Source organism: Chryseobacterium sp. CBTAP 102, from assembly GCF_003201365.1.
Lineage (GTDB): Bacteria > Bacteroidota > Bacteroidia > Flavobacteriales > Weeksellaceae > Chryseobacterium > Chryseobacterium candidae.
The window spans coordinates 231,124-247,876 of record NZ_QICX01000006.1; the positions used below are offsets into that span (position 1 = coordinate 231,124).

Annotated in this window: 17 protein-coding genes; 5 read left to right on the forward strand and 12 right to left on the reverse strand. The window is 37.2% G+C overall.

All coding sequences use genetic code 11. The annotated features are described in order from the left end of the window. Nucleotides 1-34 precede the first annotated feature (34 nt). The 8 genes from C8D70_RS10865 to C8D70_RS10900 form a co-directional block, all read right to left on the reverse strand. On the reverse strand, nt 35-907 hold the full coding sequence (locus C8D70_RS10865; protein ID WP_110367324.1) for a ChaN family lipoprotein: 873 nt from the start codon (nt 905-907) through the stop codon (nt 35-37). Nucleotides 908-1,022: 115 nt separating this feature from the next. Next, on the reverse strand, nt 1,023-2,051 hold the full coding sequence (locus C8D70_RS10870) for a hemin-degrading factor (RefSeq protein WP_110367325.1): 1,029 nt from the start codon (nt 2,049-2,051) through the stop codon (nt 1,023-1,025). A 4-nt stretch (nt 2,052-2,055) separates the two neighbouring features. Then, entirely contained in the window at nt 2,056-2,706 is a 651-nt protein-coding gene (locus C8D70_RS10875; protein WP_110367326.1) for a class I SAM-dependent methyltransferase, read from the reverse strand. 2 nt (nt 2,707-2,708) lie between these two features. Then, nucleotides 2,709-3,482, reverse strand: a complete 774-nt coding sequence (locus tag C8D70_RS10880) for a heme ABC transporter ATP-binding protein (protein WP_110367327.1) — start codon at nt 3,480-3,482, stop codon at nt 2,709-2,711. After that, on the reverse strand, nt 3,482-4,522 hold the full coding sequence (locus C8D70_RS10885; RefSeq protein ID WP_110367328.1) for a FecCD family ABC transporter permease: 1,041 nt from the start codon (nt 4,520-4,522) through the stop codon (nt 3,482-3,484). Before C8D70_RS10885 ends, C8D70_RS10880 begins: the two co-directional genes overlap by 1 nt. Next, nucleotides 4,506-5,384, reverse strand: a complete 879-nt coding sequence (locus tag C8D70_RS10890) for a hemin ABC transporter substrate-binding protein (protein ID WP_110367329.1) — start codon at nt 5,382-5,384, stop codon at nt 4,506-4,508. The genes C8D70_RS10885 and C8D70_RS10890 overlap by 17 nt, the downstream gene beginning before the upstream one ends. Before the next feature lie 21 nt (nt 5,385-5,405). Beyond that, nucleotides 5,406-6,521, reverse strand: coding sequence for an HmuY family protein (locus C8D70_RS10895; RefSeq protein WP_228408012.1), 1,116 nt, complete (start codon nt 6,519-6,521; stop codon nt 5,406-5,408). A gap of 16 nt (nt 6,522-6,537) precedes the next feature. Continuing rightward, nucleotides 6,538-8,643 (reverse strand): TonB-dependent receptor plug domain-containing protein, encoded by a 2,106-nt coding sequence (locus C8D70_RS10900; protein WP_110367331.1) that lies wholly within the window; start codon nt 8,641-8,643, stop codon nt 6,538-6,540. Between the two features lie 95 nt (nt 8,644-8,738). Here C8D70_RS10900 and C8D70_RS10905 point away from each other — a divergent pair, with 95 nt between their 5' ends. Together C8D70_RS10905 and C8D70_RS10910 are read left to right on the forward strand one after the other, a co-directional pair. Next, nucleotides 8,739-9,545, forward strand: coding sequence for a T9SS-dependent choice-of-anchor J family protein (locus C8D70_RS10905; RefSeq protein ID WP_110367332.1), 807 nt, complete (start codon nt 8,739-8,741; stop codon nt 9,543-9,545). A gap of 195 nt (nt 9,546-9,740) precedes the next feature. Continuing rightward, on the forward strand, nt 9,741-11,033 hold the full coding sequence (locus C8D70_RS10910; RefSeq protein ID WP_110367333.1) for a T9SS type A sorting domain-containing protein: 1,293 nt from the start codon (nt 9,741-9,743) through the stop codon (nt 11,031-11,033). A gap of 85 nt (nt 11,034-11,118) precedes the next feature. Here C8D70_RS10910 and C8D70_RS10915 read toward each other — a convergent pair whose 3' ends face one another. From C8D70_RS10915 to C8D70_RS10930, 3 genes are all read right to left on the reverse strand, one after another. Next, nucleotides 11,119-11,409, reverse strand: coding sequence for a putative quinol monooxygenase (locus C8D70_RS10915; protein ID WP_110367334.1), 291 nt, complete (start codon nt 11,407-11,409; stop codon nt 11,119-11,121). Nucleotides 11,410-11,497: 88 nt separating this feature from the next. Next, complete coding sequence (locus C8D70_RS10920; RefSeq protein WP_228408013.1) at nt 11,498-12,445, reverse strand: sulfite exporter TauE/SafE family protein; 948 nt, start codon at nt 12,443-12,445, stop codon at nt 11,498-11,500. A gap of 222 nt (nt 12,446-12,667) precedes the next feature. Continuing rightward, a complete protein-coding gene (locus C8D70_RS10930; protein ID WP_076597090.1) occupies nt 12,668-13,075 on the reverse strand; it encodes an RrF2 family transcriptional regulator in 408 nt (135 codons plus the stop codon). Between the two features lie 152 nt (nt 13,076-13,227). Here C8D70_RS10930 and C8D70_RS10935 point away from each other — a divergent pair, with 152 nt between their 5' ends. The 3 genes from C8D70_RS10935 to C8D70_RS10945 all read left to right on the forward strand — a co-directional run bounded on the left by C8D70_RS10935 (nt 13,228) and on the right by C8D70_RS10945 (nt 15,017). Continuing rightward, nucleotides 13,228-13,656 (forward strand): DUF4268 domain-containing protein, encoded by a 429-nt coding sequence (locus C8D70_RS10935; RefSeq protein ID WP_110367337.1) that lies wholly within the window; start codon nt 13,228-13,230, stop codon nt 13,654-13,656. Between the two features lie 109 nt (nt 13,657-13,765). Continuing rightward, the gene (locus C8D70_RS10940) at nt 13,766-14,404 is read left to right on the forward strand and encodes a hypothetical protein (protein WP_110367338.1); all 639 of its coding nucleotides are present in this window, start codon (nt 13,766-13,768) and stop codon (nt 14,402-14,404) included. A gap of 244 nt (nt 14,405-14,648) precedes the next feature. Next, nucleotides 14,649-15,017 (forward strand): helix-turn-helix domain-containing protein, encoded by a 369-nt coding sequence (locus C8D70_RS10945; protein ID WP_110367339.1) that lies wholly within the window; start codon nt 14,649-14,651, stop codon nt 15,015-15,017. A 65-nt stretch (nt 15,018-15,082) separates the two neighbouring features. Here C8D70_RS10945 and gldG read toward each other — a convergent pair whose 3' ends face one another. Then, complete coding sequence (gene gldG / locus C8D70_RS10950; RefSeq protein WP_076597094.1) at nt 15,083-16,753, reverse strand: gliding motility-associated ABC transporter substrate-binding protein GldG; 1,671 nt, start codon at nt 16,751-16,753, stop codon at nt 15,083-15,085.

Genomic DNA, 16,753 nt, shown 5'->3' on the forward strand with positions numbered 1-16,753 from the left:
CTATTGAATATTTTTCACTCTAACTGTTGAAAGTTTAAAAAGTCTTCGTCATATCTCCCGGGATAATCAGATTGAAGTCTGTCGGGATATAGTCTTTAGCCGGAACTTTCAGTTCAGAATCGTCTGATTCAAAAACGGAGATTACTGCCATTTTCAGGTTAGGATTTTTCTGTTTGATGTACCAATAAATTCCACCAAATTCTTTGCTGTGATAGTTTCCATTGTAGTGGATAAAGGTCTTTCCGGCCTGGTAATTTTTCAGGATAGATTCCGCCATTGTAGCGTCTTTTGTAGCCTGAGCTGAAATGAAATTCATCACTTTTGTTCCTTCTGCATGATCTCCCATCATTTTTTTCATCTCAGGATATCCCGGAGTGTCTAACGTTACTTTAATTGGCAACTGGGCAATGTAGGTTTTCTCTTTTTCGCTTAATTTATTTAAGGACTCAAGACCTTCTTTTGCAGTCTGAGAGGCATATCTCCTTGGAATATTGGTTGCAATGAAATTCAGTTTTTTATCCTTGGCAAAATCTACCAAAGGTTTGTAATCTGTTGCATAATTGTTCCATAAACGGGCAGAATCTTTGAATGTTTTAGCATCAAATTTCCCGTTTAAATACTGATCCAGCTGAGCCTGATTGTCCCTTTCAAACATTTCTGCTCCTAAGATCAGCTGACCGTTCTTTTTCGCAAACAAAGCTTCCGTAATTTTAAGCTGAAGCCAGTGATTGATAGAACTGTTATGATTTTCACCAAAAAAGACCACATCATAATCTGCCAGTTCTTTTACCAGCTTTTCTGTCTTTACTTCTTTTCCTTTTTTATCATAAAACTGATATGCTTTTAAGTCCTGTGCCTTCAATGCACAGACACCGGCAAGCAGTATCGCTATGAAAATATTTTTCATTTTATTTATATTTAGTCACAAATTACACAAATATTCCGGCACTTGCAGATCGTTTCATAAAAAAGACCGCTTTGAATTTTACAAACAAAACGGTCTCATTCAAATCATCTAATTATTATTTCTCTAAAGCTTCTACAAGATCCTTCCATTCCTGAAGCTCAGGAATTCCAGGCTTTCTTTTTCCGAAGAACTGAACAATAAAGTCACCTTCTTTGTTGAATACTTCGATAGCGGTTACTTCTCCGTCTTCAGTAGGTTTTTTAACGATCCATGCTTCTGCAATTTTCGTTACATCAAGATGTAAGTTGAAATCAGGATCCATCACGTTGAACCATTGCTGATGCCAAAGTGTTTTCTTCACATTTCCTGTGTGGATCTGGATAATTCCTCTGTTTCCAACGAAAACCATGATCGGAGTATTCTTTTCAGAAGCATCTTCAAGGATGTTGACTACTTTGGCATTATCGATTTTCTTAGCAAATCCTTCCGGAGCCAATCGTAAAGCCTGTGTTCTGCTTACGCCGTATTTTCTTGTCATCATGAAAAAATCATGAGTGTCTTTCAGTTCTGTCCATGCTTTTTTGAAGCCTTCCACATCAATATCTGAATCTGCTTTTTCCGCCTGTTTTGGAGCTGCTGCTTCAAACGCAAGCACCTGATTCTGATCTTCTGATTTGAATTTTTCTACAATCACATCGAAAGCAGCTTCATTACTGTCTTTCGTCAGATAAATTTTGTGAAGTGCCAATCCGTCTTTTCCGAAAAACTGAAGACTTTTCTTATCACCTTCCAGTACAGCAAAAGCAAATTTCCAATGGTTAAGGAAAATTCTGAGATCAATATCTTCCCCCACAAAAAGCTGTGCATGAGGACTGCTGAAATCTCCGTTCAGGTACGTTCCTTTTCTTTCATGAACACATTCATCATTACGGGTAAGAGCCATTACTTTTCCTAATTGCTCAGCATCTGTAAGGATTCCGTGAAAATCCGGGTTCAGGACACTAACTCCTTCACCAATGCTTGTTGCCAATAATTCTGCCTCACTTACTCCTAACTGTGCTGCTGCATTTCTTATTCTGATATGTGGATTTTCTGCTTTCAGAGCTTCCCATTTTTCTTTTAAGTCATTAACTAATGTGCTCATTACTTTACTTTTTTATGGTTAAAATTGTATATATTCTTCGTAGGGTTTCGTTTCCTGTTTTACTTTTTATATCTTCTTCTCTTTCTGAAGTTTTCATTCTCTTAAAATGACTTTTTGAGATCAGTTCTTCCATTTCGCTGTTGCTGTACAAGGTAAAATCATATTCCGTAAACGGTAGTTTTTCCATGAATTCTTTTTGTCCGAATGTCAGAACGAATGTTCCGTCATCTTTTAGAATCCTGCAGATCTCGTTTAAGAATTCCACCGGATTTTCCCAGAAATAGACTGTGTTTACGGTAAATATTTTATCAAAAGTTTCATCCTGAAAAGGAAACTTCTTCCCTTCATACAAAACAAATTCTGTCTGATTTTCAAATTCTTTATTGAGCCTTTTGGCTTCATTGTGCATGGTTTCAGAAATATCAATCCCTGTATATCTGAGGTTTTTGGCAAGGCTCATGATACTTTTCAGGTGTGCGGCATTCCCGTGTCCTATTTCAAGGATTTGCTGGCCGTCATCTATCGAAAGTGTTCTGATCGTTTCTAATGTCATGCTGATATTCGTGGCATTCATCATTTCACCGATCTCAATGCCTTTTTCTCCCTGAGGATTGGCAAGATTCTGAGCGAGGATTTTAAGTTCTTCTTTTTCCATGGTTATCCAAAAATGATCATTGGGTTATTGGTAATAGGATGTCCGCAGATGGTACAGGGAAAGTTATAAGCATTGCTGATATTCTCTTCAGTAAAAACTTCCTGTGGAGTTCCATAGGCGGAAACCTGTCCTGATTTCATTAATAAAATCTTATCTGCAAACCGGGCAGCAAGGTTCAGATCATGTAAAACAACAATGGCACTGTTGGCTTTTTTTGTGAAATTTTTGATAATTTCCAATGCTTTGTATTGATGTTTTATATCTAAATTATTCAAAGGTTCATCCAGAAAAACCACCTTATGGGCGATATTATTTTCAAGCTGCGCCATCACTCTTGATAGATGTACGCGCTGCTTTTCTCCTCCTGAAAGGGTGTTGTATTCTCTTTCTTTGAGATGAAAAATATCAGTTTCGTACATCATTGCATTCATGGCTTCCAGGTCTTCTTTTCCGGGCTGGGCATCGAAATAGGGATACCTTCCCATCATGATCACGTCCTTCACTTCAAGCGGAATATCATTGCTGTTATGCTGTGAAAACTTGGCTTTGTGTTTTGAAAGTTCCTGGATATTCCATTCTTTAATAGGTTTATTTTTAAACAAAACCTTGTTATTGAGAGATTTTACCTCATCCGCCAATACACTCAGAAGACTTGATTTTCCTGCTCCGTTCGGCCCCACAATGGCGAGAAATTCACCGTATTCCAGAGAGACATCTACTCCATCCAGAATCCTGAATTCTTTGTGTTTATAATTTATCTGGCGTGCCTTGATCATTACAGTGATTTTTTAAATTTAACCAAAATAGCGATAAAAACAGGACCTCCCATTAAGGCTGTCAAAATTCCGATCGGCAGTTCTGAAGGAGCTACAATACTTCTGCTGAAGGTATCTGCCATCAGTAACAAAATACTTCCGCATATTGCTGATAAAGGCAAAATAAAAGCATAATTGGATTTGAATAAAAGCCTTAAAATATAAGGTATAATAAGACCTACAAAACCAATTGTTCCCGAGAATGCCACGCAGGTTCCCACCATTAAAGCAACGGTGATAATGATCTGCTTTTTCAGCCTTTCCACATTGATTCCCAGATGCTGTGCATCTTTTTCTCCCAGCATCATTGCATTTAAGGCTTTTCCTTTGGGTAATAAAATGATGTAGGCGATGGTAATCACAATGGCGAGAATGATATTCTTCGTCCATGTTGCTGCGGCAAGGCTTCCCAGATTCCAGAAAGTAAGATCTCTGAGCTGTTCATCTTTTGAAATATAGATCAAAAATCCGGTTATCGAAAACCCGATAGCTGTAATGGCAACTCCGGTAAGCAGCATCATCACTACATTGGTTTTCCCTCCGCTTGTTGAAATTCTGTACACCAGCATCATGGATAAGAAAGAACCGATAAAAGCGGCTATTCCTACCAGTGAAAATTGTACAGCTTCAGGAAGATATTCTTTGAAATGTCCTCCTAAAACAATCGCAATGGCCGCCAGCAAGGTTGCTCCTGAGGTAAGTCCTATTAAATCTCCCGTTGCCAGAGGATTCCTGAAAAGCCCCTGAAGACTCGTTCCTGAAACCGACAACATGCTTCCTACTAAAATGGCCATGATTATTCTGGCTGCTCTTACGTCCCAAATCACATATTTATCACTCAATGATAAACCGGAATCTCCTTTTATCAATTGCCACAGCGCCCTGAACGGAGAGTTTTCTCCGAAATCATAAACTCCTGTATTAAGAGACAGCACTGCTATAATGATAAGCAGTACCGCACTTATAATAAGATAAAAGTATAGTTTACTTCGTGCTTTCAATTAAAAGTTTGTTTAATCCTACTGCTGCTTCTCCTACTCTTGGTCCAAAACCTGATACTAAACCTCCGTCCATCGCAATAATTTTCTTATTTTTACCTGCATTGGTCTGAGATACTCCCGGCATTTTTAGCGCTCCTTCGTTTCCTCCCGCACCCTGTAAACCGGTTTCGAAGAAGAATAATACATCAGGATTAGCTTTTACAACGGCTTCCGGGGTCAATGGTTTGAAATCTTCAAAATCTGACACTGCATTTTCTCCGCCTGCAAGGGCGATCAATGAAGCCATTGGAGTATTTTTACCGCTTACCATCAGCATGTTCCCTCTGGCATAGATGAATAATACTTTTGGTTTTTTAGCGATAGGCTGTACTTGCTTTAAGTCAGCATCAATTTTATCGTTTAATTTCTGATAATCTGTATTTCCGATTGCTTTTGCTACTTGCTCTATCAGTTTTTTAGTTCCTTCAACTGTGTATTCCTGTTTAAAAACTTCAGTTTTAATCCCTGAAGATTTAATTTTCCCCATTAATTCAGGATTGATATCTTTATCAGAAGCCAGAATCAATGTTGGGTTTACCGCCATGATCGGCTCAATTGTCATGGATCTCATGTGACCTAAATCTTTCGCTGTAGCTTTTAATGAGGCAGGATAGGTGCTGGTAACATCAGTTCCCACGATTTCTTTTTCGTGGCCTAAAGCAGCTACGATTTCAGTAATTCCTCCGTTTAGTGTTACTATTTTATTATTGGTTTCCGGTGCTTCAGAAGAAGCTTCTGTAGTATTTTCTTTTGCTCCTGCCTCTGCTTTTTTGCATGAGTATACTGCTACAAGAACAGAAGCTGCAAGGATGAATTTTTTCATGATCTACTATTATTTGATTATTTATAAAGGTTCAAATTCAAAATTGGTGTACCCTCTTTCTCCTTTTGTGTTTTTCATGGTATTGAATCTCAGCTTGAAATAAAAACCTTCAGCATCTTTCAATACAAAGAAACGGTCTGCATACACGAAAGGCACAGGATTGGATGCTGTACCGGTAGTGGTTCTCCATTTATCACCAATCGCTCTCTGGTCATTGAAAACAAATTTTGCAGGTTCTACATCTTTCAGTTTAAATGCATTGTAAGCAGCATCAAGACTTCCTGTAACTGTCACCTGATAAGCTCCTACTCCATTAAGGGTATTGGTTGTTACAAAATCCGCATAAAAATAGCTTCCTGCACTGGTTGCAGGTCCCATGAACACTTCATTGGTAAACGTTGTGAAGGCCAGATCCCATTTTTTCTTCTTAGGCTGAATTTTTACAGGTGTTCCTTTTTTCAGGTTGAAGAACGAGAAGCTGTATTCTGTATCTTTGGTAATGATATATTCTTTTACGTCTGCTTCTGCTGCATTCACTTCAGCATAGCGTATTTTGTATCCATTCTGAGCTCTCAGTATCTGAATTTTTTTCCATCCTCTCGGATCTCCGGACAGAGAAACGGAACCTGCTCCGATATTGGCTGCAGAAGGTATTTCTCTACCAAGATTGATCAGATATACAGGATTATCGGCATCATTTTCTTTGATGGCATCAATCCCTGAAGTCTGATTCAGGAAGTCACCATTAGGATTGTCAACATATTTCATATTGGCAGCATCAAATGTTCCTACCTGAGCAATGTCTTTCAGACTTGATATATCAGCTTCTTTTACTTTACTGATATCTGAAGCGTTCGGTATTTTAATCACCGTCATGGCAAGAGAGCTATTCATAATCACTCTGTACGCATCACCGCTATAAAAACCAAGATCCCAGTCTGTTCTGTTATTGACAGCCGGATTGGTATAATCACTTAAATCAATCCAGACCTGATTAGGTTCTGTAGGACCACCAATTTGCACACTTACTTCAGATCCTGTCATAGGAGGAACCGAAACCGGATCTTCATCAGCAGAAAGACAAGACTGTGTGGCAGCCATGATCGAAAGAACAGATACTATTTTTAAATACTTCATAATCGTAACTTATTATTTAAAATTGAAACATTAATCGGGCAAAATAGCTTCTGCCATAATATAAATTAACAAACCCATTCGCCGCTGTATGGGCTGAACCTGCCACTGCTGTAGAGTTTAGTCTTGTTACATCGAATATATTTTTTACCCCTGCAGAAATTTCAAAATGCTTATTCCAGAAAGGCTGGCTCACAATGAAATCCATCATATGAAAACCATCCACTTTCCCAAGTCGGAATCCGCTCGCTCCATCTGACACATACATTCTGTCCGGACCCGTGAATTTGTAATAAAGGGCAAAATTGGTATCGGTACTTTTCAGTTTATAAGTTGCTGAAGCTCCCGCCTGTACCAGATACTGGAAATCTGTTGGGGAAGAAGATTTCAAATCATTCACGGATACCGATGTTCCATTTACAGATCCCCTTAAAGACAGGGCAAACCGATCTTTTCTGAAATCTATATTAGCGGAGAATAATAGATTTTTATACGTATCCAGATTCATGTATTTGTAGGTAGAAGGTTCTTTTACCATCACCATTTCAATCCTGTCACGTACATCCAGATATAATGCATCTACTCCGTATGCAATTTTCCATCCGTTATCTGCTGAAAAATTCTGGTTCCAGAAAAGGCCTGCGGAAAAGCCTTTTTCAGGATGTAAATCCGGATTTCCCTGTACATCATGATTAAGGTTCACAAAATACGTGTACAGTTCATCATATTTCGGGAAACGGTTTGCTGATCCTGCAATTGCCCGGAGATTTGAATTTTCAGAAGTTTTATATCTTGCTGATAATGAATAGTTGTACTGATTATTAAAATTTTCACTGAGGGAAAGTCTTACTCCAGGTCTTAAAGAGAATTTGTCTGAAACATTCCATTCTGCAGAAAGGAAATTGGAATAGGTAAAGATCTTTCTTTTTACCGCTTCACCAAAGAAGTCTCCGGCAATTAAAGCGGCATAACCATTGGTGTAGTCTAATTCATACCCCAACTGGAAATCAAAAACTTTACTATCCAGGAAGTTGCTGAACATCCCTCTTGAGTAGATGACATCTGTTTTATAATAAGACTTTTCGTCCTGACGACTCTTTATTTGTCTGTTCGGAATATCGTAATTATAGTCGTAATATTTCCTGTCCTGGTTCTGGTAGGAAAAATCCCCCATGTATCGGATATGTCCCAGATTAGTTTGAATATTGAACTGATGAATCCAGCGGTCTGTGTTGTATCTTCTGTCTCTGCTTTCGTAGGCAACCCCGCCTAATCCGTCATTAAGAGGATTTCTGTTGACCTCCGGATTATAGAAATTGAATTTTTCGTTAAGATATGTCAACTTGTAAAAGAATGTGGTTTTGTTTTTTGTATATCTCAACAATGCAGAGGCATCATACTGATCTTTCGGATTCCATTCATACCCTCTTTGGTTATCCTGTCCGAAATATTTGTAACCTTTGCTTTCCCCTTCGTATCCCATAAACTGATTATGATTGAAATTGATGCTGGCAAACCATTCATTGCTGATATTATAATCTACATTAAGGTTCTGAATATGCCTTCCGTTTCCTTTTTTCTTAAGATCATAGTTGTCTCTCACTGTTTCTTCTTGCAATGAGCCTCTTACACTGATCTTCTTTGTATTGGTTTTCTTGGTAATAATGTTGATTACTCCTGCAACAGCTCCGTTTCCATATTCAACCCCCATGCTTCCTTTTACAATTTCAATTCTTTCGATATTGCTTAGGGTAATTTTGGTAAGGTCTATATTACTTCCCAGTCCTGTATCCCCTACTACCGGAATATTGTCTATAAGGATCTTTACATAATCACCGTTAAGTCCCATGATATTGGCCGTGGAATTTCCTGAACGCGTATCCGGAGTGATCTGTATATTAAGACTTTGATTTAAAACCTCGGCAACATTCGTTGCTGCCATATTTTTAATCTGCTCAGCATCAATAACATCAACCTTATAGATGGATTTGTTAATGGACTGCTGCATGTACTGTCCTGTAATAACAACTTCTTCAATTTTCTTTTGATAAAGAGAATCCTTTTCTTGCGCATTCATCCATAAGGCCACGGATAATGATAGAACGGAAAGCACTTTCTTCTTCATAAGGGTACAAATTTTCGACAAATATAAAACTTTATTTAGACTCATTAAAAATAATTATATATTTTTGTGTAATAATTCTAAATAAAAATAATCTTATGAAATTACAATTACTTTTAGGAACTCTGATATTTACAGCCTTAACGGCTAATGCTCAGGTATCTAACATCAATGAAAATTTCAACAATTTTACAGCAGGGAATACTACTTTCCCACAGTCTGGATGGTCTGCCATCGTTGCACCCATAACCGGTGAGTTTCCTCCTGTACCTCCAAGAATGATTGTAGCAGGAGATTCTAACAGATTTGTCCAGTCGTATGCAGGAAACAACGCAACAGGTTCTTCTTATCTGATTACTCCACAGATTGAAACTCCAACAGGAAATAAAACTTTAACTTTTGACACTACATTAGTGTCTCCATCTCCTGGTCCTGGAAGCATTCAGGTAGGCGTAGCGTCTAATCCTGCAGATATGTCAACTTTCGTTCCTGTAGGAAGCCCTGTTAATGTATCGGTTATTGGCACAGTTCAGAATATCAGTGTGAATATTCCGGCATCCACAGGTTCATACATTGTATTTAAGTTCACTCCTACCGCTACTCACGTAGCCATTCAGGTAGATAATGTCGTTTATAATACCACTGCTTCTTTAGGTATATCAGACAACAATAAATCCACAGAAAATTTCAGGTTTGCCTTAAATTCTGATCAGTCAGCCTTAGAATTTATTATTAAAAAAGATCCTAAAAACATTCAGATCTATTCTGCAGCGGGACAAAAAGCAGCAGAAGGCAAGCTGACCGGACAAAGATTTGATATCAGCACCCTTCAATCTGGTGTATATTACATGAATATTGAAACTGCGGAAGGAAAAACAATCCAGTCAAAATTCATCAAAAAATAAGGTTTATCAGACTATTATTTGCCTTTTTTAAAGCCGGTAGGAAAATCTTACCGGCTTTTTCTTCACTCTAATTTTGTTATGCATTGGTATGATTAACATAAAAACACGATAAAAATCATGTTTTTATTTAGACTGATTAAAAATAATTATATATTTTTGTGGAATCATTCCAAATAAGGATTTAAAAAATAAATTATGAAAACAAAACTATTATTGGCTTCAGTATTCGCAATGTCTGTTCAGCAGACTGTTTTGGCGCAGACTGATGCATTGGGATATTCACAGGTAAACATGACTATGGGAAGCGGATATCAAAACCGAGTGTTTGTAAACCTTGCAGATGGTAATATGATTTCTCAGCCAGCCAATACGTGGGATATTGCTTTTTACAGAAACTCAAACTACGCATTCGGATCCAGAGTTAATGATGCTAAAGATATTGAAGTGTACACCGCCTCCACCAATTTAGCCGATTGGGATAATATCAGCATCAGCAATGAAGCTTCATGGGGAGCCCCTCTTTATAATCCGGATCAGACCACTGACTGGAGTCAGGGAGCTTTCGAGCAGGGGCCAGTGACCTCTCCAAATCCTAATATCCCTTCAACAGGATGGGGAGTTTACAACCCAATGAATCACCATATTCAGGGGAAAGCTATTTTTGTTTTAAAATATGCTTCAGGAGCTTATATTAAGTTTGCTATTGAAGATGCCTTTGCAGGATATACTTTCAGATATTCAAAATGGAATGGTACTTCATGGGGAGCTACGGAAACAAGAACGCTTGCTAACGGTACAGATGATTCTTATTTCAACTATTTCTCTTTTGATAGCGGAGCAAAAGTTCCTAATCTGGAGCCTTCCAGAACAGCATGGGATTTTGTATTCACAAAATATTATACATTCTATATGGGAGTACAGATGTACCCACTTTCCGGAGCGATCCAGAGTCCAACCGTAAAAGTAGCAATGGTACAGCCTGAAACACAGCAAACAGCAGCCAATTCTATTCCTGCCAGTACAAGTTTCTCTTCAGCTATTACTACTGTAGGACATTCATGGAAAGGAATCGGTACAGTAAAAAGTGATGTGGTATACTACGTAAAAAAAGGAAATGACTACTACAGAATGTATTTTACTACCAATGGTGGTGCCAGTACAGGAAATATGTATTTCAAATACAAAAAGATCACGGAAACGTTAGGAATTACTGAAGTAGGAAAAAAAGCTTCTTTCGGTATTTATCCTAACCCTACTACCGCGGATAAAAAAGTAACGGTTCTTTTTGATGTTAAAGAAAAAGCAGGCAACAAAGGGAATGTAGAAGTTTATGATCTTACCGGGAAAAAGGTATATACAGCTGAACTGGCTAATCAGGCAGGTTTCTACAAACAGGATTTGAATCTTTCTACGCTCCCTTCAGGAAATTATCTTGTAAAAATTACTTACGGTGGCTATTCGGAGACGAAAAAGCTTATCGTAAAATAAACTTTCTATTTTAATACTTTCTATTTTTTCTAATAAAAGGGCGGTTTCAGATTCTTGAAACCGCCTTTTATCTTTTCTCTATGTCTTAGTATATCTTAAATCCTTTATAAACTTCCACTGAGCTTTCCATGATTTTGGATGCATCTTTACGGAAATCTAAAAGGTGATCCTGACCGTTATGCATGTTGTGATGCTCAACACTTTCCCAAAGCTCGATCAGGAAGAAAGTTCCTTTATTATCTTTATCTTCAATAAGATCGTACTGCAGGCAGCCTTCCTCTTTTCTTGTTTCTTTCACAAGATTCTGAAACAGCTCTACAGCGTCCATCAGATAATTTTCATTAAACTTAAAAAGTGCAATGATATGTAAATTCATGTTCTAATATTTAGTGATGTAAAAGTAAAATATTTTCAAAGCCGAATATCTTTTTAACCCTTTTATTTTTCCACACCACGCATAATTTTTAATTAAAAACTGATTTATAAATAGTTATAGAACTCATTACGATCACCAAAGTTCCGATAATCACAAACATTTTTTTGACGGGAAGCTTAGCAGTAAGCATTGCGGAAAAAGGAGCGGTAATGATTCCGCCAATCAAAAGTCCCAGAATGATATTCCAATGCTGGATTCCCAGGGTCAGGAAAAAAGTGATGGCAGCTGTTAAAGTAAGAATAAATTTGGCTACTGTGGAACTTCCTACGGCAAATCTTGGAGTGAATGCATTTTTAATCAGTGTTCCGGTTACCAAAGGTCCCCAGCCTCCACCAGCAAAAGAATCTATAAAACCTCCTATCACACCCAGTCTGGTCAGGTTGGTTTTTCTTTTCAGGGCTTTACTCTGTTTTTCTTTAAATACATTTGATAAAATCTGGAATCCAAGGTATAAAGTGTAAAAAGCAATGAATGTTTTAGTTACTTTCGCATAATATTCTCCAAGATAAGTAAGGCTTACAGCTCCAATGACAGCTCCAATTACAGCTGGAATAGCGAGTTTCTTTACCAGGCTTTTGCTTACATTCTTCAATTTGATGTGGCTGAGACTTCCTGCAGCAGTGGTGAAACTTTCTGCAGAATGAATACTTGCACTTACAATATGCGGCGGAATATTGAGAAGCATAAGCGTTGTAGTACAGATGACTCCATACCCCATTCCCATAGAACCTGCAACAATTTCTGCAAAAACACCTACCAGAAGCATCCAGTAAAAAATATAATGATCTTTGGCCAGAATACCCTGCAATTCTTCCAGATATCCCAGTTCGTACATTGAAAAAACAACAATGGACAGAATAGCAGCCGTCACAAAAAGCACATTCAACCTTACCTGAATTTTTCTTGAAATCACCATATCACAAAACCGTTTTAATCCATATTGTCTCATCATCAGCATGATTGACAACAAAGACATGTAATGACAATCTGTTTTCTGTAGTTCTTTGCGAGGAAATTTTTCCGGATATAATACATTCAGCCACTGAATGCACTTCAGTACTAGGGGGCGTAAGCTTTTGTAATGGGTTTACCTCTTCTTTTGAAATCATAGTTTATTCATTTGAAGTAGTGCAAATATCTGATAAAATATTTATCCTACAAAACAAGTAGACTATTAATTCAAAAAAAAAGGACCGGGTTAATCTACCAGATCCATTAAAGTTTTTTTCTCAAGAATATTCAGGGAAGCATCGCGAACCTCTATCAGCACATCATGAAGCCCGCAATGATCTTCATTGCAGTCATCACATTTTTCATAGAAATTCAAACTTACACAGGGAAGCATGGCAATAGGACCATTGACAAGACGAATGATCTTCGCCAGTTTTACATTTTCCGGATTTTCTTTGAAAAAGTATCCTCCACCCTTTCCTTTTTTACTGTCGAGGATGTCCGCTTTTTTCAATTCAAGAAGGATGTTTTCCAAAAACTTTAAAGGAATCTTTTTATGTTCCGCAATTTCAGAAATAAGAATCGGACCTTCATTTCTTTTTTCTACAAGATATGAAAGCGCCTTAAACGCATATTGAGATTTTTTTGAAAGCATTAAAGCAAAAATACGAAAATTGTTTAATATTTGAAAAAGGACAGGAAATCTACATCATAAAAGGGTAAAAAGGTATGTTTGTTTATCCGTAATTTTACGGTTTTAGATACCACAATATTGCCTTTCTCCTATTAAATCATTATGTTTGCGATATGTTCAGCAAACAAGAAGCACAGCAACTAAAAAAGGAATTTTGGACAGCTTTTGGAAGATCATTTCCGAGGAAATGGATTCTTTACGATACCAAAATCAAGGACATGGCATTTAAATTTTCTGCCGACAAAAAAAAAGCAGAAGTTTCTCTGGATATCGAAATGAAAGATGAAATCTTCCGAAATGCCTACTACGAAAAGATCTGGTCTCTGGAAGATATTTTAAAAGATTTTATCGGAGATTTTCAAAAAGAAGAATATTTTACTCTTGAAAACGGCAAGATAATCAGCAGAATATGGGTTGAAAAACATAATATCTCCATTTTTAATAAAAATACATGGCAAGAAATTTTTGAATTTTTTGTGGACAAAATGGACGGTTTCGAAAGGTTTTATTACGAATACGAGGATTTTATAAAGGACATATAGAATACTTACGAAATAAATACTACTTCATACTTCAAGTTAAGATAAAAAGAAAACTTATCTTTGCCACACCACTTAAGCTAATAGATGAAATAAACTAACATGATTAAAAATGAGAAAAGTGTACAAAAACATTTTTGGAGAGATTATTTCCAAAAGTAAAGCTGTGAAGCTGAGCGAATATCATCTGTATTATTATGAGGAAGGTTCTGATTTCCTGAAAGAAATTGAATTTATCAACGAAGACAGTGTTTACAACATCAATTATTTTCTAAGTGACCGGGAAGACGAGGCAAAGGTAGTGGATTATCTTAAAGAAAAATCTGACTTTTTTGATATCGAAAAAAAAGAAACTGCCGATGGCTTTATTATTTCTACCAATAAATTATATTCTTTATCTGTAGATGATCTGCCCCTCATTTCTAAAACCGTTTTCAAAACAGACGATCCTGAAAACTTCATCTGTTCACAGGTAATTGATAACGAAACCCATCAGCCACAGCTTGAAAGAACCATAAAATGCTGGTATACCAACGACGAAAACGGAGAAAAATATGCCGCTATAGAATGCAGCTATCAGGAAGACGGAAAACTGGAACTGGCGGTAGACAAAACCCCTGATCCTGATCATGAAGAAAACTGGATTCATTATGATTATGATACTTTCCAGGATCTTCAGGCACAGATTCCTACCGATATCAGCTATTACAAAACAGCAGCCTTACTCCCGAAGGAAGCCTACCAGCAGTAATTTATTTACATGTTTTATACAACACTCATATCAAAATTATGAAAGGGAAGAGCTTAATTTTTGCAAATGGCAATAATTGAGTTCTGAATAAAGATCAAAAAAATAATAAAGACTGTTTCCGGGGCTGGAAACAGTCTTTCTCTTTTCTGTAACAAAACCAGTGATCAGAATCATTTCCAAAATAGGTTTAAAACCTTGTTCCATTTTATTATATTTGTACAAAGACACAAATATAAAAGTCGTTATGGAAAAGCTAAAGAATCTAAGAAAGCAAAGAGGCTACACACAAGAATATATGTCTAAAATAATATCCACAGATGTCTCCAATTATTCCCGAAAAGAGAATGATGAAGTACGAATATATGATGATGAATGGGAAAAGCTTGCTAAAGCGCTTGATGTTCCTGTAGAAGATATCAAAGAAGAAAGAAAAACAGCTATTGTCCATAATAATCATGACAATACTACTTTTAACGATAATGCAGGCAGCTATTTCAACAACTTCCACAGTATTCCGGATTCCATTGTAGAAAATTTGCAGAGCTATATTAAAGTTTTGGAAGAACAGGTGGAAGCTTTAAAAGAAGAGAATAAAAAATTGAAGTCCAGATAGATTTTTATTATTACTTCAATGTTAACAAAACTCCCGGAAGATTTCTCTTTCGGGAGTTTTATATTTTATCCAAATTTCTTTTTCCTTAACCAGAAGAACAATCCTCCGATAAGACCGATAATGGCCAATGGAAGCAGTAAATTCAGCCACTGCCAGGTGGATTTTTCTTCGGTGATTCTTTGTCTGTCGAGAAGCCTTTCCTCAATGTTTCTGTTTCTCAGTTCCATCAGATTGCTGTCGTCTAACAGATAATCCAAAGCATTTCTAAGGAACTGTTCGTTTCCAAACTGTTCATTTGTCAACAAATCTACACCTAATGGAAGCGGTTTTCCTTTGATCACTTTGTTTCTTCCTACATCTCCGTCTGCAATAACGATCATTTTATTCTCCGGGCTGGATGTTTTGAACCCAGGGTAAGATTTTCTTTCAATTCTGGATGCATAGGCAGAATTAAACTTACCTTCCAATGCTACAGCGAAAATCTTCGGTGTACTTGGCTTTTCCATTTGTCCAAGGCTGTCTACACTTGCAATTTCTTTCAGATCCACATAGTTCGGAACCTGTTTCAGTAATGTTCTTTCACTGGATTCGAAAAGAACTTTTGTTTTGATATTCTTTCTTCCTCCTAATGTATCGATGGAAGTCGGAAATTCAAATTTTACAGGGTTGATATTTTTGGTAACCGGATTATTATTTTCAGCAATTCCAAGCGGATAATAAGGCCAGGGTAAGCTTGTGTACTGAGGATTTCCACTCACTTCTCCTGTAACCAGTCTTAAAAGGGCAAACTTTTTAACATCTTTTACCAAAGCAGGATTGATTCTCAATCCGTAATTGAAAAAGAAGTCGGTCATATTGATATCAACCGGGAAAGGCATTACTTTTTTTGATCGTGTTAAAGTATCCATTTCAGCATTTACTGCATCAATCATCCAAAGGGTTTTTCCTCCATTCATGATGTACTGGTCCAAAATTACTTTTTCATTATCGGTAAAAGCTTTTCTCGGTTTTGCAATCACCAAAGCACTCATCTGCTTTAATAACGGAACATCTTCTAATGAAAGCTCTGTCTGATTTTTAGGAATAATAGGTCCTGCATCATAGTTTTCCATGGCCAGCTGTACAAATCCCTGGAATTCATCCGGGTTCAGCTCATCATGGTTGACCAGAATCCCGATTTTCTTTCTCTTAGCAGCTGCAATATTTTTGATATTGGAGATAAGGTTGTATTCCAATCCTTCAATGGATCTCGTCAACTGCTGATCGGCATCAATTCCTGCCTGCTGAACCACCAACGGGATGGAAACTCCGTCATTCCCATGTTTAATCACCGCATAAGGGAAAAGAGTGATCTGTGAGATCTTTCCATCTTTTACATCCGGAAGAATAGACGGCTGCATTCCCATGGCCATCAAAGTATCCTGAGACATTTTTGTTTTAATCGGATCGATAAATTTAAAATCGATCTTCGGATTAATTTTTCTGAATTCTTCCAGCATGAATTTCGTTTCGCTTTGCAGCTGTTTGAAACTTGCCGGAAAGTCTCCTTCCAGATACACTTCAACCGTCAGAGGCTTTTTAACAGACTCCAATACTTTGATGGTGTTATCAGAAAGGGTATATCTTTTTTCTTTTGTTAAGTCTAATCTGATTCCCGAATAGGTCAGGATAATAACCAAAGGAATAATTGCAATTAAGAAAATTCCTAATGGAGATTTAGCATTGAACTTCTTCAT

Coding starts and splice junctions, on each gene's coding strand:
- C8D70_RS10865 (WP_110367324.1), bottom strand. CDS start 907: ATGAAAAATATTTTCATAGCGATACTGCTTGCCGGTGTCTGTGCATTG.
- C8D70_RS10870 (WP_110367325.1), bottom strand. CDS start 2,051: ATGAGCACATTAGTTAATGACTTAAAAGAAAAATGGGAAGCTCTGAAA.
- C8D70_RS10875 (WP_110367326.1), bottom strand. CDS start 2,706: ATGGAAAAAGAAGAACTTAAAATCCTCGCTCAGAATCTTGCCAATCCT.
- C8D70_RS10880 (WP_110367327.1), bottom strand. CDS start 3,482: ATGATCAAGGCACGCCAGATAAATTATAAACACAAAGAATTCAGGATT.
- C8D70_RS10890 (WP_110367329.1), bottom strand. CDS start 5,384: ATGAAAAAATTCATCCTTGCAGCTTCTGTTCTTGTAGCAGTATACTCA.
- C8D70_RS10895 (WP_228408012.1), bottom strand. CDS start 6,521: ATGAAGTATTTAAAAATAGTATCTGTTCTTTCGATCATGGCTGCCACA.
- C8D70_RS10900 (WP_110367331.1), bottom strand. CDS start 8,643: ATGAAGAAGAAAGTGCTTTCCGTTCTATCATTATCCGTGGCCTTATGG.
- C8D70_RS10905 (WP_110367332.1), top strand. CDS start 8,739: ATGAAATTACAATTACTTTTAGGAACTCTGATATTTACAGCCTTAACG.
- C8D70_RS10910 (WP_110367333.1), top strand. CDS start 9,741: ATGAAAACAAAACTATTATTGGCTTCAGTATTCGCAATGTCTGTTCAG.
- C8D70_RS10915 (WP_110367334.1), bottom strand. CDS start 11,409: ATGAATTTACATATCATTGCACTTTTTAAGTTTAATGAAAATTATCTG.
- C8D70_RS10920 (WP_228408013.1), bottom strand. CDS start 12,445: ATGTCTTTGTTGTCAATCATGCTGATGATGAGACAATATGGATTAAAA.
- C8D70_RS10930 (WP_076597090.1), bottom strand. CDS start 13,075: ATGCTTTCAAAAAAATCTCAATATGCGTTTAAGGCGCTTTCATATCTT.
- C8D70_RS10935 (WP_110367337.1), top strand. CDS start 13,228: ATGTTCAGCAAACAAGAAGCACAGCAACTAAAAAAGGAATTTTGGACA.
- C8D70_RS10940 (WP_110367338.1), top strand. CDS start 13,766: ATGAGAAAAGTGTACAAAAACATTTTTGGAGAGATTATTTCCAAAAGT.
- C8D70_RS10945 (WP_110367339.1), top strand. CDS start 14,649: ATGGAAAAGCTAAAGAATCTAAGAAAGCAAAGAGGCTACACACAAGAA.
- gldG (WP_076597094.1), bottom strand. CDS start 16,753: ATGAAGAAGTTCAATGCTAAATCTCCATTAGGAATTTTCTTAATTGCA.